Source organism: Hyalangium sp. (assembly GCF_035629615.1).
GTDB lineage: Bacteria > Myxococcota > Myxococcia > Myxococcales > Myxococcaceae > Hyalangium.
Window position 1 is genome coordinate 1 of sequence record NZ_DASPHO010000138.1, and the last position, 15,701, is coordinate 15,701.

The 15,701-nt window shown below is 69.8% G+C and carries 12 protein-coding genes; 10 read left to right on the forward strand and 2 right to left on the reverse strand.

Going from position 1 to position 15,701, the window contains the following annotated elements:
- The 5 genes from VD972_RS06870 to VD972_RS06890 form a co-directional block, all read left to right on the forward strand.
- Positions 1 to 2,043 (forward strand): ABC transporter permease (locus VD972_RS06870; protein WP_324982550.1); only part of this gene is annotated, 2,043 nt, incomplete at its 5' end.
- A gap of 7 nt (positions 2,044 to 2,050) precedes the next feature.
- The gene (locus tag VD972_RS06875) at positions 2,051 to 2,731 is read left to right on the forward strand and encodes an ABC transporter ATP-binding protein (RefSeq protein WP_324982553.1); all 681 of its coding nucleotides are present in this window, start codon (positions 2,051 to 2,053) and stop codon (positions 2,729 to 2,731) included.
- Positions 2,732 to 2,750: 19 nt separating this feature from the next.
- Positions 2,751 to 5,156 (forward strand): ABC transporter permease, encoded by a 2,406-nt coding sequence (locus VD972_RS06880; RefSeq protein WP_324982556.1) that lies wholly within the window; start codon positions 2,751 to 2,753, stop codon positions 5,154 to 5,156.
- A 110-nt stretch (positions 5,157 to 5,266) separates the two neighbouring features.
- On the forward strand, positions 5,267 to 6,691 hold the full coding sequence (locus VD972_RS06885; protein WP_414653995.1) for a sigma-54-dependent transcriptional regulator: 1,425 nt from the start codon (positions 5,267 to 5,269) through the stop codon (positions 6,689 to 6,691).
- Positions 6,688 to 8,040, forward strand: coding sequence for a sensor histidine kinase (locus tag VD972_RS06890; protein WP_324982562.1), 1,353 nt, complete (start codon positions 6,688 to 6,690; stop codon positions 8,038 to 8,040). Before VD972_RS06885 ends, VD972_RS06890 begins: the two co-directional genes overlap by 4 nt.
- Here VD972_RS06890 and VD972_RS06895 read toward each other — a convergent pair.
- Entirely contained in the window at positions 8,037 to 9,209 is a 1,173-nt protein-coding gene (locus VD972_RS06895; RefSeq protein WP_324982565.1) for a hypothetical protein, read from the reverse strand. The two genes, VD972_RS06890 and VD972_RS06895, sit on opposite strands and share 4 nt — an antisense overlap.
- Positions 9,210 to 9,315: 106 nt before the next feature.
- Between VD972_RS06895 and lpdA the strand changes: the two genes are divergently transcribed.
- A complete protein-coding gene (lpdA, locus tag VD972_RS06900) occupies positions 9,316 to 10,713 on the forward strand; it encodes a dihydrolipoyl dehydrogenase (protein ID WP_324982568.1) in 1,398 nt (465 codons plus the stop codon).
- Here lpdA and VD972_RS06905 read toward each other — a convergent pair.
- Positions 10,695 to 11,468, reverse strand: coding sequence for a DUF72 domain-containing protein (locus VD972_RS06905; protein ID WP_324982571.1), 774 nt, complete (start codon positions 11,466 to 11,468; stop codon positions 10,695 to 10,697). The two genes, lpdA and VD972_RS06905, sit on opposite strands and share 19 nt — an antisense overlap.
- 163 nt (positions 11,469 to 11,631) lie before the next feature.
- Here VD972_RS06905 and lipA point away from each other — a divergent pair, with 163 nt between their 5' ends.
- The 4 genes from lipA to VD972_RS06925 form a co-directional block, all read left to right on the forward strand.
- Complete coding sequence (gene lipA / locus VD972_RS06910) at positions 11,632 to 12,561, forward strand: lipoyl synthase (RefSeq protein WP_324982574.1); 930 nt, start codon at positions 11,632 to 11,634, stop codon at positions 12,559 to 12,561.
- Positions 12,562 to 12,611: 50 nt separating this feature from the next.
- Complete coding sequence (locus tag VD972_RS06915) at positions 12,612 to 13,877, forward strand: dihydrolipoamide acetyltransferase family protein (protein WP_324982577.1); 1,266 nt, start codon at positions 12,612 to 12,614, stop codon at positions 13,875 to 13,877.
- 55 nt (positions 13,878 to 13,932) lie between these two features.
- The gene (locus VD972_RS06920) at positions 13,933 to 15,477 is read left to right on the forward strand and encodes a ClpX C4-type zinc finger protein (RefSeq protein WP_324982580.1); all 1,545 of its coding nucleotides are present in this window, start codon (positions 13,933 to 13,935) and stop codon (positions 15,475 to 15,477) included.
- Positions 15,474 to 15,701, forward strand: a 228-nt coding sequence (locus VD972_RS06925; protein WP_414653996.1) for a lipoyl protein ligase domain-containing protein, incomplete at its 3' end; no start/stop codon positions are given. The genes VD972_RS06920 and VD972_RS06925, both read left to right, overlap by 4 nt.

Sequence of the window (15,701 nt, forward strand, 5' to 3'; positions counted from 1 at the left end):
CCGATGATGGGCCGCAACTTCTCCGAGGAGGAGGAGACCCAGGGCCGGGATCAGGTGGTGGTCCTCACGCACCGGCTCTGGCGCGGGCGCTTCGGGGCGGACCCGAACATCCTGGGAACGACGCTGACGCTCGACGGGCAGCCCTTCACGGTGGTGGGCGTGCTGCCGGCTGGCTTCGAGTACCCCCAGGGTACGGATCTCTACGTGCCCTTCGCCCCCACGCCGGAGCAGCTCAACCCGGGCGCCCGGGGGAGCCGCTTCCTGGACGTCCTGGCCCGCGTGAAGCCGGGCGTGACGACGGAGGCCGCGCAGCGGGACATGGATCGCGTGGCGGCGGAGCTGACCCAGGCGAACCCGAACAACTACAGCAAGAGCAGTGGGTGGGCGATCTCCGTGGTGTCCATGGAGGAGCAGACGGTGGGTGGGGTGCGCTCCACGCTGTGGGTGCTGCTGGGCGCGGTGGGCTTCGTGCTGCTGATCGCCTGCACCAACGTGGCGAACCTGCTGCTGGCCCGAGCGGCGGCGCGCAGCCGGGAGATCTCCATCCGCGCGGCGCTCGGGGCGGACCGCAGGCGCCTGGTGACGCAGCTCCTGACGGAGAGCCTCGTCCTCTCGCTCGCAGGGGGAGCCCTGGGCCTGCTGCTGGCGATGTGGGGCATGGATGCACTGCTGGCCCTGGTGGGAGAAGGGCTGCCCAGGGCCGCCGAGGTGCGCCTGGACGGCCGGGTGGTGCTGTTCACCGCAGGGGTCTCGGTGCTGACGGGGCTGCTGTTCGGTCTGGTGCCTGCGCTCCAGGCCAGCCGCGCGGATCTCCACGGCGCCATGCGAGAGGGGGCGCGCGGCACGGGAGGGAGGGGCTCGGGGCGGGTGCGCTCCGTGCTGGTGGTCTCCCAGGTGGCGCTCGCGCTGGTGTTGCTCGTGGGCGCCGGGCTCTTCCTGCGCAGCTTCATGGCGCTGCAGGGGGTGGATGCGGGCTTCGAGCCCCAGGGCGTCCTCACGGCACGGCTGTCGCTGCCCTCGGAGCGCTACGGCGAGCCCTCCAAGCGCGCCGCGCTAATGCGGGACTTCCTGGCGCGGGTGCAGGCGGTGCCCGGCGTGGAGGCCGCGGGCCTGGCCAATCTGCTGCCGCTCACCGGCCGCTCGGACTGGAGCTTCGACATTGAGGGCAAGACGATGTCGCCAAGCGATCCGCCGCGCCCGGCGGTGGAGTACCGGGCGGTGAGCGCGGACTACCACAAGGCCCTCCGGATCCCGCTGCTCCGCGGGAGGATGCTCTCGGACTCGGATGGCTTCGACGCGCCCCACGCGGTCGTGATCAACGAGACGATGGCCCGCGTCATCTTCCCCGGCGAGGAGCCGATCGGCCAGCGCGTGCGGCTTGGCGGCAGGGATCCGAACAGGCCGTGGGCCACGGTGGTCGGCATCGTGAAGGACGTGCGGGAGTGGGGGCTGGATCTGCCCGCGCGCCCCGTCTCCTACTACTCGGTGACGCAGCGCAACCCCCTGGGGACGTACCTCGTGGTGCGCACCCGCCAGAGCCCCACGTCGCTGCTGGCCTCGCTGCAGGCCGAGCTGCACGCGGTGGATCGGGATCTCCCGCTCTATGACGTGGCCCCCATGGAGGCGGTGGTGGACAGCTCGGTGAGCCAGCGCCGCTTCTCCATGCTGCTGCTGGGGCTCTTCGCGGGCGTGGCCGTGGTGCTCGCGTCGCTCGGCATCTACGGCGTCATCGCCTACACCGTCACGCAGCGCACCCGCGAGCTGGGCATCCGCATGGCGCTGGGCGCGCGGCAGGCGGACGTGCTTGGGTTGATGGTGGGGCAGGGGATGCGCATGACGCTGCTGGGGGTGGGGCTCGGGCTCGTCCTGGCGCTGGGGCTCGGGCGGCTGCTGAGCGCGCTCCTGTACGGGGTGAAGGCGCATGACCCGCTGACGTTCGCCGGGGTGGCGGTGCTGCTGGCGGGCGTGGCGCTGGTGGCGAGCTGGCTGCCCGCGCGCCGCGCCGCGAAGGTGGATCCCGCCCTCACCCTTCGCTCGGAGTGAAACCTCAATGTCCCAACCCCTCATCTCCCTGCGCAACGTCGAGAAGTCCTACCCCATCGCGGGTGGCCGGACCTGGGTGCTGCGCCGCATCCAGCTGGAGGTGCAGGCCGGAGAGTTCGTCACGCTGATGGGGCCCTCCGGCGCGGGCAAGTCCACGCTGCTGTCCATCCTGGGGATGCTGGATGCCGAGTGGACGGGCGAGTACCTCCTGGATGGCCGGGCCGTGCACGGGATGAAGCCGAAGGATCGGGCGGAGCTGGCCAAGAGCACCGTCGGCTTCGTCTTTCAGCAGTACCACCTGCTGGACGGGCTCACCGTGGCGGAGAACCTGGAGGTGCCGCTCTCCTACCGCAACCTCAAGCGCTCCGAGCGCGAGGCGCTGGTGGCGGACATGCTGGATCGCTTCCAGCTCGTGGGGAAGAAGGACCTGTACCCGAACCAGCTCTCCGGCGGGCAGCAGCAGATCGTGGGCATCGCGAGGGCCCTCATCGCGAGCCCCAAGATGCTGCTGGCGGACGAGCCCACCGGCAACCTGCACTCGACGCAGGCCAAGCAGATCATGGAGATGTTCCAGGCCCTCAATCGCGCGGGCACCACCGTGGTGCAGGTGACTCACTCCGAGGCGAACGCCGCCTACGGCCATCGCGTCATCCAGCTGGCGGATGGCTGGATCCAGGAACCCCGCTGAGCCCTCTCTGGAGGCACCGATGTCCACGCTCCTGCAGGATGTCCGCTACGCCGTCCGCCTGATGCGTCAGGCGCCCGGCTTCACGCTGGCCGCCGTCCTGGCACTGGCGCTGGGGATTGGTGCCACGACCGCCCTCTTCAGCGTGGTGCATGCGGTGCTGCTGCGGCCGCTGCCCTTCCCCGAGCCGGACTCGGTGGTCATCCTCGGCGAGAACCAGGCGCAGCGTCACGCCAACCGCTACAGCCTCTTCACCTTCGACGAGGTCTCCCGTCGGAGCACGCTCTTCCAGAGCCTCACCGCGTACTCCAACAACCTCTTCAACCTCACGGGAGAAGGGGACCCGGAGCAGGTACGAGGCCTGGTGGTTGAGGGGGCTTTCTTCGAGACCTTCGGCGTCATGCCGCTCTTCGGACGCTGGTTCTCTCCGGAGGAGCGGACCGAGCCGAACGTCGTCATCAGCCACTCGCTGTGGCAGCAGCTCGGAGCGCGGCAGGACCTGGTGGGACGGACCCTGACGCTCGGCGGCCAGCCCTACACGGTGCTGGGCGTCATGCCACCGTCCTTCCAGGTGCCGCACGCCAATACCCAGCTCTGGGTGAGCTTCACGAGCCTGTCCGGCTCGGCCAGCTCTCCCGCACGCCAGTCGCGCGGATACAATGCTTTCATCATGGCGGGGCGGCTGGCTCCCGGGGTTACCCTGGCCGCGGCACGTTCCGAGCTGGGCTCCATCGCCGGTCAGCTCGCCAAGGAGTTCCCGGACACGCAGGGGGATCTGCGGATCGGCGCGCTGGGCTACCAGGAGCAGCTCGTGGGCAACGTGCAGGTCCTGCTCCTGGTGCTGCTTGGGGCGGTGGCGCTGGTGTTGCTGATCGCCATGGCCAACGTGGCGCACCTGCAGCTCGCGCGCTCGGCCGTGCGCGAGCGCGAGTTCGGCATCCGCGTGGCGCTGGGGGCCAGCCGTGGGCGGATCCTGCAGCAGCTGCTCACCGAGAGCGTGCTGCTGTCGCTGCTGGGCGCCGTGGGAGGGGTCCTGCTGGCCATGTGGGGCACGGACGCGCTGCTGGCCATGGGGGTGAGCGCGCTGCCTCGCGGCCAGGAGGTGTCGGTGGACGGGCGGGTGCTCCTGTTCGCGCTCGGCGTGGCCCTGGTGACGGGGGTGGGGGTGGGCCTGGCGCCCGCGCTCCAGCGCAGCCGGTTGACCCCGGAGTCCGCGCTGGGACGTGGGGGCGCGGAGGGCTCGCGCGGGAGGACCCATGGCGTGCTCGTGATCGCGGAGGTCGCGCTGGCGTTGGTGCTCGTCACGGCGGCCGGGCTGATGCTGAAGAGCTTCTGGCACCTGCACCAGGTGGATCCCGGCATCCACCCGGAGGGCGTCTTCGTGGCGAAGCTGTCTCTCCCTTCGAGCCGCTACAGCGAGCCCGAGCGCATGAGGGCCTTCAACCGGGAGCTGCTGAGCCGGCTCTCCACGCGCCCGGAGGTGGAGGTCGCGGGAGTGAGCCTGAGCCTCCCGCCCAGCGGCGATCAGCGGCGCACGAGCTTCCTCGTGGAAGGGAGGCCTGAAGAAGAGGAGCTCCCCTCTGTCCTCTATATCCCCGCTACGCCCCGGTTCCTGGAGACGCTCCGGGTCCCCCTGCTGGCGGGACGCGGATTCTCGGAGTCCGATCAGCCGAGCGCGGAGCAGGTGATGCTGGTGAGCCAGTCCTTCGCGCGCCTCCACTTCCCCGGACAGGACGCCGTGGGCCGGCGCGTGTCGATGGTCCGGGTGGACGACCAGCAGGAGTGGCGCACGGTCGTGGGCGTGGTGGGGGATGTGGCCTACTCGGGCCTCCAGAGCGGCATGGAGCCCACGGTCTATCTGCCGTATGCGCAGGATCCCTTTCCCGGGGGGTACCTGGTGGTGCGTGCGGCAGCCGGGCACGAGGCCTGGAACCTCGCCGGCGTGGTCCGTGAGGAGCTGCGCGCGGTGGACTCAGGCGTCGCGCTCGCCCAGAGCAACACCCTGGAGGCCATGCTCGCCGCGGGCCTGGGCCAGCCCCGGTTCCAGGCGATGCTGCTGGGAGGGTTTGGCGTGCTCGCCCTGGTGCTCGCCGCGGTGGGCATCTACGGGGTGATGTCCTACGCGGTGGCGCAGCGCTCGCGGGAGATGGGCATCCGCATGGCGCTGGGAGCCCGGCGCGAGGACGTGCTGCGGCTGGTGATGAGCCAGTCGCTGGCGCGGGTGGGGATAGGCCTGGCGGTGGGGCTGGCGGGGGCATTCGCCACGCGCCGCGTGCTGGAGGGGCTGCTCTTTGGTGTGGAGCGCCTCGATGCCACCGTCTTCCTGGGAGTGCCGGCCCTGCTGCTGGCGGTCGCGGCCGCGGCGAGCTGGCTCCCTGCGCACCGGGCTGCCAGCGCGGATCCGGCCGACGTCCTGAGGCGAGGATGAGCCCCTGCCTGCCCTCCGAGCCATCCCGGAGAAGCCCATGACGTGTATCGATTGTATTGCCCCTCTTCGAGAGGGCTTCTGGCAGAGTTCTTCCTCCCTTGGGTGCCGCCGTGTCCGAAACCGCTCCCGCAATCCCTGACAGTGCCCCAAGGCCCGAGCCCGACTCGCGGCCGCGCGTCCTCGTTGCTGACGATCAGGTCGACGTGCTGGAGGCGCTGCGCCTGCTGCTCAAGCGCGACGGGTATGTCGTGCTGACGGCCCAGTCCCCGGCGGGCGTGATGGCCATGCTCGAGGCCGAGGACGTGGACGTGCTGCTGATGGACCTCAACTACGCGCGCGACACCACCTCCGGGCGCGAGGGGCTGGATCTGCTCGCCCGCGTGCGCCAGCTCGACGCGGCGCTGCCGGTGGTGGTGATGACGGCCTGGGGCAGCGTGGAGGGGGCCGTGGAGGCCATTCGCGGAGGCGCTCGGGACTACGTGCAGAAGCCGTGGGACAACACGCGGCTGTTGAGCCTGGTGCGCACGCAGCTGGAGCTGCGGCGGGCGCTGCGGCGCTCCCGGAGGCTGGAGGAGGAGAACACCCACCTGCGCAAGGGCGGCGAGCGCCCCTCCTTCCTGGCCGAGTCCCGCGCCATGCAGGCCGTGCGGCGGCTGGTGGAGCGCGTGGCGCCCTCGGGGGCCAACGTCCTCATCACCGGCGAGCACGGCACGGGCAAGGAGGTGGTGGCGCGCTGGCTCCACGAGGCCTCGGGGCGCCCGGACAGCTCCTTCGTCGCGGTCAACTCGGGCGGGCTCTCCGAGGGCGTCTTCGAGAGCGAGCTGTTCGGTCATGTGAAGGGAGCCTTCACGGACGCGAAGACGGATCGCATCGGCTGCTTCGAGCTGGCGGACGGCGGCATTCTCTTCCTGGACGAGATCGGCAACATGCCGCTCACGCAGCAGGCGAAGCTCCTGCGCGTGCTGCAGACGGGCGAGCTGCACCCGGTGGGCTCCTCCAAGGTGCGCCGGGTGTCGGTGCGCGTCATCTCGGCGACGAACGCGGATCTGTCCAAGGCCGTGGCCGAGGGGCGCTTCCGCGAGGATCTGCTCTACCGCCTCAACACGGTGGAGGTGCAGCTGCCTCCGCTGAGGGATCGGCGCGAGGACATCCCGCTGCTGGCCTCGCACTTCCTGGCCGAGCAGGGCCGGCGCTATGGTCGCGCGGCGATGCGCCTGTCGCAGGGCGCGCTGGAGGCCCTGATGTCCTATGCGTGGCCAGGCAATGTGCGCGAGCTGGAGCACACCGTGGAGCGCGCGCTGCTCATGGCCAGCGGGGACGAGGTGACGCCGGAGGATCTGCTGCTGCGGCGCACCAGCCGGGAGGGCTCGTCCCGCCTGGAGGAGATGACGCTGGAGGAGGTGGAGCGCTATCTCATCGAGCGGGCCCTGACGCGGTACGAGGGCAACGTGAGTGACGCGGCCAAGGCGCTCGGGCTGTCCCGCAGCGCGCTGTACCGCCGCATGCAGTACTACGGCATCAAGGGAGCGCGGTGAAACGTCCCCGGAGATCGCTGCCGCACGATCTCCGCGTCTTCCTGCTGGCGCTGCTGGCAGGGCTGCCGGGCTCAGTCACCTCGCTGGTGCTCCTGTGGACGGGGGAGGTGAGCTCGAAGGTGCAGTGGACGCTCTCCGTCGCGGTGCTGGCGGTGCACCTGGGCGCGGCGATCGCCGTGCGGGAGCGGATCTCCCGGCCGCTGCAGACGGTGGCCAACCTGCTGGCCGCGCTGCGCGAGGGGGACTACTCAGTGCGTGGGCGCGGGGCGCGCGGGGATGATCCGCTCGGTGAGGTGCTGCTGGAGGTCAACGCGCTCGGGGACACGCTGCGCGAGCAGCGGCTGGGGGCGATGGAGGCGGGGGCGCTGCTGACGCAGGTGATGGAGGAGATTGACGTCGCGGTGCTGACCTTCGATGAGGCGGGGACGCTGAAGCTGGTCAACCGCGCGGGGGAGCGGCTCCTGGGCCTGCCGCGAGCGCACGTGGTGAACAAGGGCGCCCGGTCGCTGGGGCTGGCGGATCTGCTGGAAGGCCCGGTGCCGCGGCGCCTCACGCGCACCTTCGCGGTGGAGGGCGGGCCGTACGAGCTGCGGCGAGGGGCATTCCGGCAGGGAGGGCTGCCGCACCAGCTGGTGGTGGTGGCGGATCTGCGGCTGGCGCTGCGCGAGGAGGAGCGCGAGGCGTGGCGGCGGATGGTGAGGGTGCTGAGCCACGAGATCAACAACTCGCTGACGCCGATCCAGTCCATCGCGGGGGCGCTGAGGGATGCGCTGGTGCAAGGGCCTCGGCCGCCGGACTGGGAGGAGGACGCGAAGTCGGGGCTGGGGATCATCGAGCGGCGCAGCGAGTCGCTGGCGCGGTTCCTGTCGGCCTACGCGAAGCTGGCGCGCCTGCCGCCGCCGAAGCTGGCGCCGCTGGAGCTGGAGTCCTGGGTGCGGCGGGTGGTGGCGCTGGAGACGCGGCTGCCGGTGGAGGTAAGGCCGGGCCCGGTGCTGACGATGAAGGGGGACGGGGATCAGCTCGAGCAGCTGCTGATCAACCTGGTGCGCAATGCGGTGGACGCGGCGAAGGAGCGTCAGGGCCGCGTGTGGGTGTCCTGGACGAGGCCAGCGGCGGACGCGGTGGAGCTCTGGGTGGAGGACGAGGGCCCGGGGCTGGCGGACACGGGCAACCTGTTCGTGCCCTTCTTCACCACGAAGCCGCAGGGCAGTGGAATCGGGCTGGTGCTCAGCCGGCAGATCGCCGAAGCGCACGGGGGCACCCTGCGCCTGGAGAACCGGACAGAAGGAGCCGGGTGCCGGGCGCGGCTGCGGCTCCCGCTGCAAGTCTCCGGGCTCCCGCGCGCCTAGGGACCGCGGGCCTCCAGCTCGTAGAGGGAGATCTTCGGTTCGCTGGGGAAGACGCTGAGCGCCTCCACGTCCAGCAACGGCGCCAGCACCGTGCAGGCCTCCCACTGACCCGTCCCCTTGAACTGGCACACGGTGGGGTTCACGAAGAACGTGCCGCGCTCCGGGTCCTTCAGGCCCAGATCCTTCGGAGTGCGGACGATGGCGCGCAGCGAGCCCGGCCCCTTCGCCTTGATGCGCACCACGGTGAGCTGCTTCAGCGGCGGCTCGAACTGTGCGCGCAGCGCCCCATCGGCCTCCCAGCGCTCGGTGACCCCGTTGCCCAGATCCACCCCTGTCTTTTCATTCCCATCGAACGCGTGGCGCCCGGCCTCTGCGCCCGTCACCTGCGCAGGTGCCATGGGCGGACCGACCCTGTCTGGGGTGACTCCCGCGTCCGGAGGCGGCATCCCTCCATCCGGGGACGTGGTCGCGACCGGGCCCTTGGCCAGTGCGGCGAGGTTGCCCGCCTTCATTCCCTGCTGGAGCAGCACGGCATTCACGATCAGGGGAGGCAGGTGCCCGCCCTTGGCGCAGAGGGGCGCCAGCTCCGTGACCAGGGCCGGGTGTTCCGGGTCCACCTTGCCGCCTGTCACCGCCGCGGGGACGAGCGCCTCGCGCACCAACACCGCGCACGCCGCCGCCGTACCGGGACCCGCGTTCTCCAGGTTCCAGCGCACCTCCGCGAGCTCCAGTCGTCGCCCGGGCAGGCCACCCACCAGCGTGCGGCTGACGAGCTCGGCGCAGGTGTTGACCGCAGCAGGGCAGCGCTGGCACAGGGCCTTCAGCAGCTCTCGCGCGGGCGAGGCCTCCTGTGTCAGCGGCGCCCGGGCATCCAGCGCCATGCCCAGCTCGCAGGCCCGGACAGGGGGCTCACCGCAGGCCTCCACCGTGCGCTGGGCCTCGGCGAGCGCCGCACTGTCTCCCGGGGTGCGAATGACGACATCCAGTGCCCGCTCGAGCGTCTTGCAGTCCTGCGACGCGGCAGGGGAGGGCGCCCTCGCAGCCTCGGAGGGCGAGGCCACATCCACCTGCATTCCCGAAGAGGGGGGCGGCGTCGTTCCGGCCTCTGGCTCCTTCGGTTTGTGGGTGACGATCCACATGCGCACGAAGACGATCAGAGCCAATGCCATGAGGATAAGGGTTCGAAGAGAGAAGCGGCGCAATGCAAACTCCTTGATTCCCACCGTGAGCGGAGGTTATCAGCCCTTCGCGGGTTCTACCTGAACGGAGGCGTTCGTGGCTGAGATGTTCGATGTGGTGATCATCGGTTCTGGACCTGGCGGCTACGTGGGTGCCATCCGAGCGGCCCAGCTCGGCCTGAAGACGGCCATCATCGAGAAGGACAAGCGGCTGGGCGGCACCTGCCTCCACCGTGGCTGCATCCCCACCAAGTCCCTGCTGTGGACGGCGGAGCTGTTCCACCACATCCACGAGGCGGCCAAGTTCGGGATCGACGTGGCCAGCCCGACCATGAACTGGGCCAACGCCCAGAAGCACAAGCAGGACGTGGTCACCAAGGGAGCCAACGGCATCGACTTCCTGATGAAGAAGAACAAGGTCACGGTCCTCAAGGGCCATGGCCGCATCGCCGGCAAGGGCAAGGTGGAGGTGACCGGCGAGGATGGCTCCAAGCAGACGCTGGACACCAAGAACATCATCATCGCCACCGGCTCGGTGCCCAAGTCCCTTCCGACGGTCCAGGTGGACCACAAGAAGGTGCTGAACAGCGACTCGATCCTGCTGATCGACCGGATCCCCAAGAGCCTGATCGTGATCGGCGCGGGCGCGGTGGGCTGTGAGTTCGCCTCCGTCTTCAACCACGTGGGCAGCCAGGTGGCCATCGTCGAGTACATGCCGAACCTGCTGCCGATCGAGGATGTGGACGCCTCGAAGGAGCTGGAGAAGCACTTCCGGAAGCGGAAGATCGACATGCACACCGGCGCCAAGGTGGAGAAGGTGGAGCACACCGCCACCGGCGTGAAGGTGACGATGACGGTGGGCACCGAGACGAAGACGATCGAGGCGGAGCTGCTGCTGTCGGCGGTGGGCCGCGCGCCGGTGACCGAGGACATCGGCCTGAAGCAGACGAGCATCCAGACGGATCGCGGCTTCATCAAGGTGGATCAGATGATGCGGACCTCGGAGCCGAACGTGTACGCCGTTGGCGACGTGATCCCCACGGCGATGCTGGCGCACGTGGCGAGCTCGGAGTGCATCCTGGCGGTGGAGCACATCGCCGGGAAGAACCCGCAGGCGATCAACTACGATCTGGTGCCCTCCGCCACGTACTGCTACCCCGAGGTGGCCTCGGTGGGGCTGACGGAGAAGAAGGCCAAGGAGCGCGGCTACGACGTTAAGACGGGCATCTTCCCGTTCAGCGCCGTCACCAAGGCGTCCATCTCCAATGAGGCCAGTGGCATGATCAAGGTGGTCTCGGACAAGAAGTACGACGAGGTGCTGGGCGTGCACCTCGTGGGCCCTCATGCCACGGAGCTGCTGGCGGAGGCGTGTGTGGCGCTCCGGCTGGAGATCACCACCGAGGAGCTGGCGCACACGATGCACGCGCACCCGACCCTCTCGGAGATCATGAAGGAGGGCGCGGAAGCGGCGCTGGGTCACCCGATCCACATCTGAGCCCCGCTTCTCTCGGGGGGCAGGTGCACGGGCTCGCCGAGCAGGTCCGAGAGCTCGAACGCGTCCAGCAGCGCATGCCCTTGGAGATCGTTGTTGAAGTAGACCCAGGAGTCGAAGCCCTCGCGCCTCCAGCCATCCAGATCTCTGGCCACGGTGCGCAGGGCCTTGCGGCCATAGCGCCCCGAGTACCGGGACGAGGTGCCGTGGAAGCGCAGGTAGCGCCAGCCTCCCGTCACGAAGGGCGGAGGCTGGGGGCAGAGATCGTGCTCGCACACGGCAGCGCCCCACGCGTCCAGCACCTCCAGCACCTCGGGGTGGTACCAGGCCGGGTCGCGGAACTCGAAGGCGTGCTGCACGTCGTGGGGCAGGTGGCATAGGAAGGTGTCCAGCCGCTCCGGATCCGGGTACTTCATGTGCGGCGGCAGCTGCCAGAGCACGGGGCCCAGCTTGGGCCCCAGCCGATGGATGACCGTGAAGAAGCGCTCCAGCCCCAACCCCACGTCTGTCAGCCGCTTCATGTGCGTGAGGAAGCGGCTGCCCTTGCAGGCGAAGATGAACCCGTCCGGCACCTGCTCGCGCCACGAGTCCACGGCCTCGGGCGTAGGGAGCCGGTAGAAGGTGGCGTTCAGCTCCACGGTGGAGAACACGCGGGCGTAGTAGGGGAGCCAGCGATTGCTCGGCAGCTTGGGCGGGTAGAAGAGGCCCTTCCAGTGCTTGTACACATACCCGCTGGTGCCCAGGTGGATGCGCCCCATGCACTCAACCTGGGCACTTCCCACGGGCGCCGCAGTGCCACGAGGCCGCCCAGCCGTTAAGCAAAACAGGACGTTCCAGAAGCCTTTGTCGCGGCTGACGCCCCGCGTTAAAGGCTTCCTGCTTGACCCTGCTTTTGACCCAACCCTACAAGGCCCGCGACCCATGGCGACTCCCGATCGGTTCCCTCTTCCCCAGGTCTCCGAGAGCACTCGCAAGCCCGAGTGGTTGAAGGTGCGCCTGCCCCACGGAGAGGGCTACGAGCGGGTCAAGTCCATCGTCCGCAAGACGAAGCTGTCCACCGTCTGCGAGGAGGCCCGCTGCCCCAACATCGCCGAGTGCTGGGGCGGTGGCACCGCCACGGTGATGCTCATGGGCGAGGTCTGCACCCGCGCCTGTCGCTTCTGCCACGTCAAGGTCGGCGCGCCGCCGCCCCTGGATCCCATGGAGCCCATCCACCTGGCCCAGGCCGTCAAGGAGATGGACCTCGAGTACATCGTGGTCACCTCCGTCAACCGCGACGACCGGCCGGATGGCGGCGCCAGCCACTTTGCCTCGGCCATCCGCGAACTGCGCCGCGAGTCGCCGAAGACGATCGTCGAGGTGCTTATCCCCGACTTCAAGGGCGTGGAGAAGGACCTCGACACCGTCGCCGAGGCCCGCCCGCACGTGGTGGCCCACAACGTGGAGACGGTGGAGCGCCTCACCCCCACGGTGCGAGATCGCCGCGCCGGCTACCGTCAGTCGCTGCGCGTGCTCGAGTACCTCAAGAAGCGCCCTGAGGGCCTCTACACCAAGAGCTCTGTCATGGTGGGCCTGGGCGAGACGGATGCGGAGCTGGAGCAGATCTTCCAGGATCTGCGCGCGGTGGGTGTGGACGTGCTCACGCTGGGCCAGTACCTCCAGCCCTCGCAGTACCACCTGCGCGTGGAGCGCTTCGTCACCCCGGCGCAGTTCGAGCAGTACAAGAAGCTCGCCGAGTCCTACGGCTTCCTCTACGTGGCCAGCGGCCCGCTGGTGCGCTCGAGCTACCGCGCCGCCGAGTTTTTCATAAAGGGCCTCATGGAGCGCGAGCGCCCGGAGCGCAACGGTTAGTCCCACCTCGAAGTCCCGCGTCACTTCCCGAAGGACGGACCTCCACCCCCATGGCTCTCTTCGAATTCAAGCTCCCCGACCTCGGCGAAGGCGTGATGGAGGGCGAGCTCGTCAAGTGGCACGTGAAGGAAGGCGACCCGGTCAAGGAGGACCAGGTGCTCGCCGAGGTGATGACCGACAAGGCCACCGTCACCGTGCCCAGCCCCAAGGCCGGCCGCGTCCTCAAGACGCACGGCAAGGAGGGCGACATGGCCAAGGTCCACCAGATCCTCGTCTCTCTCGAGGTCGACGGCGCTGTTGCTGCTCAGGCCGAGGGCCATGGCGGCCATGCGGCTCCCTCGTCCCAGGCGGCGCAGGCCGAGCCTGTTGCCGCAAAGAATGGGAACGGTGCCGTGGACACCCACGGTGTCCCCGCGGCCAAGGTGCTGGCCACGCCCCTCACCCGGCGCATGGCTCGCGAGCACGGCCTGAACCTCGCGGACATTGCGGGCTCCGGGCCGCAGGGTCGCGTGACGAAGGTGGATGTCGTGGCGGCCCTGGAGGGAAATACGCGCGCTCAGGCCCGGCCCTCGGCGCCCCCTCCGGCTCCACCGGTGGCGGCCGGCCGGGCGGACGAGCGCGTTCCGCTCCGCGGCCTGCGCAAGAAGATCGCGGAGAAGATGGTGCGGTCGAAGTTCACCATGCCGCACTTCGCCTTCGTGGAGGAGGTGGACGGGACCGATCTGGTGTCGCTGCGCAAGCGCCTCAACTCGCAGCTGAAGGCCCTCGGGGACGACACCAAGCTCACCTTCCTCCCGTTCATCGTGAAGGCGGTGATCGCCGCGCTGAAGAAGTACCCCCACCTCAACTCCAATTTCGACGAGGCCACCCAGGAGCTGGTCGTCCGCGGCGAGTACAACATAGGCATCGCGGCCCAGACTCCGGATGGGCTCACCGTCGCGGTGGTGCGCAACGCGGACCGGCTCACGCTGCGCGATCTGGCTCATGAGATCGCCCGCCTGGGCGCCGCCGCCCGCGAGCGCAAGCTGAAGATCGAAGAGCTGACGGGTGGCACCTTCACGATCACCTCGCTCGGCCAGAGCGGGGGCCTGTTCGCCACCCCCATCATCAACCACCCCGAGGTGGGCATCCTCGGCGTCCATCGGCTGCGCAAGCGGCCCGTCGTCAAGGATGACCAGATCGTCGTGCGCGAGATGATGAACCTCTCGCTGTCGTGCGATCACCGCGTCATCGATGGCTCGGTGGCCGCCGAGTTCGTGTACGAGGTGATCACGTACCTCGAGCAGCCAGAAATGCTGTTCCTGACCATGGCCTAGGCGTACGTGGCCCCTCGGCAGAGCGGCCGGGGCGTGAGGAGGTTACGCTGCGCCCATGTCGAGTCCTCGAGACCACATCCGCGCCGCCCAGGCCGCGGAGCTGAGGGGAGACAAGCCCAACGCCGTCGCTGAGCTGCGCAAGGCCGCCGAGCTCTACCGGCGTGCAGGCAACTCGGCCCGCGCCCTCCAGGTCCTGCGCCACGCCCGGAGCCTGGACCCGAGCCGGGAGGATGTCGCCGAAGAGCTCCGCCGGCTCGAGCGGCTCCCGGACACCGAGTCCTCTCCAGAGGCAGGCGTGCCCGTGGAGCTCCAGGAGGCAAGTCGCCGGGCGTTCGACTGGGCCCTCCGACATGCTCAGGAAGAGGAGGGGGCTCTGCGCGCGTGGCCGCTCCAGGAGACGGAGCCACAAGCCGGAGAGACACCCGAGGGCCGTCTCCCCGTCAAGCCGCGACGCGCTGACGTGGTGCTGGAGATGAAGGCCATCGTCGACAAGGGGGTGACGGCGCTGGTGGCGGATGTGGGGGACGGCTCTGCCGCGCCTGCCTCCGAGGAGGCACTCCCTGTGCCGATGGTGTCCCCCGACGAGTTCCGCTCGTACCAGGAGCAGGTCGCGCGGTCCGACGAGGAAGCGGAATCGCCCGAGAGAGGGGCGCCCGCGGCGAAGGAGCGAGCCTTGATCGAGCGAGGGCCCACTCGGGCGGATCCCGCGCTCGATGCCTGGTGCTCGTTCTGTTGCCTCCCCCGGGTAGAGGTGGGCGAGCTGGTTGCAGGCCCCACCGGCTCCTTCATCTGCGCCGCGTGCGTCGGGGAGTCCGGCGGGCTGCTCGGCCTGGAGGGCCCTGCTGCCACGCACCCTCGGCCCGTGCGGCGAAAGGACGTGCACGCCGAGATGGCCGAGCTCGTGGGCCAGCAGGACGCCCGCGCGCTGCTGGAGCGAGCCCTGAAGGCGGGGGCAAGACGCGTGCTCGTGATCGGCCCCGAGGGGACAGGGAAGACCGTCTGGTTCCGGGAGCTCGCGAGTCAGGAGCGCGGCACCATCATGACGCTCGAAGCGCTGGAGCAGGGGGCAGGGGGCCCGGTGGTGCTCGTGGAGGATGTGGACCGGCTCCCGCTCGAGGCCCAGGAGCGGCTGGGCTCCTTCCTCGCGCGGCACCCGGAGCGGACGGTGTTGATGAGCGCGCGGGGGACCTTGGGCGCTCCCAAGCTCGTCCTGCAGGGGGCTGAGGGCCGCCTGCCGATCCTCGGCACCCACGCCCTGAGCGAGGGCGTGCTCGGCGCGGTTCCGGTGTCCCTGCTCGAGCAGATCCAGCTCGCGATCGCGCTCCAGGTGCCCACGCGGGACGAGCTCATGGAGGTTGCCCGGCGGCTGTTGGTGCCCCGGGCCTCGGAACTCTCCGTGACGGAGGAGGTGCTCGCCGCCATCGCCGCGGAGGCCGCGAGTTCGCCTCGCGCCGGGCATGAGCTGAACGCGCTGCTCGCCCGGGTGCTGGTGGGCTCATGGAGCCTCATGGCGGCAGGGCCGAAGCCAGGGGCCAAGAAGGGGAAGGCGCCGAGAGCAGCAGCGAAGCCAGCCCGGCGCCGTCGGAAGGGGACGGTGTGAGCACGCTCACGGTCTACAGGCTGGGCCGCGTGGAGTACGAAGACGGGCTTACGCTCATGCAGCGCTTCGCGGATGCGCGGCGGCAGGAGCTCATCGGCGACTCGCTGCTGCTGCTGGAGCACCCGCCCATCCTGACGCTCGGCCGCGGCGCGAAGCGGGAGAACATCCTCGCCACCGACGAGCAGCTGGCCGCCGAGGGCGTCGAGATCTTCGAGACCAACCGC

Excerpts from the sequence above, each read along its gene's own strand:
- lipA (WP_324982574.1), top strand. The coding sequence starts at position 11,632 with ATGGCGACTCCCGATCGGTTCCCTCTTCCCCAGGTCTCCGAGAGCACT.
- VD972_RS06915 (WP_324982577.1), top strand. The coding sequence starts at position 12,612 with ATGGCTCTCTTCGAATTCAAGCTCCCCGACCTCGGCGAAGGCGTGATG.
- VD972_RS06880 (WP_324982556.1), top strand. The coding sequence starts at position 2,751 with ATGTCCACGCTCCTGCAGGATGTCCGCTACGCCGTCCGCCTGATGCGT.
- VD972_RS06920 (WP_324982580.1), top strand. The coding sequence starts at position 13,933 with ATGTCGAGTCCTCGAGACCACATCCGCGCCGCCCAGGCCGCGGAGCTG.
- VD972_RS06905 (WP_324982571.1), bottom strand. The coding sequence starts at position 11,468 with ATGGGGCGCATCCACCTGGGCACCAGCGGGTATGTGTACAAGCACTGG.
- VD972_RS06875 (WP_324982553.1), top strand. The coding sequence starts at position 2,051 with ATGTCCCAACCCCTCATCTCCCTGCGCAACGTCGAGAAGTCCTACCCC.
- VD972_RS06895 (WP_324982565.1), bottom strand. The coding sequence starts at position 9,209 with ATGGCATTGGCTCTGATCGTCTTCGTGCGCATGTGGATCGTCACCCAC.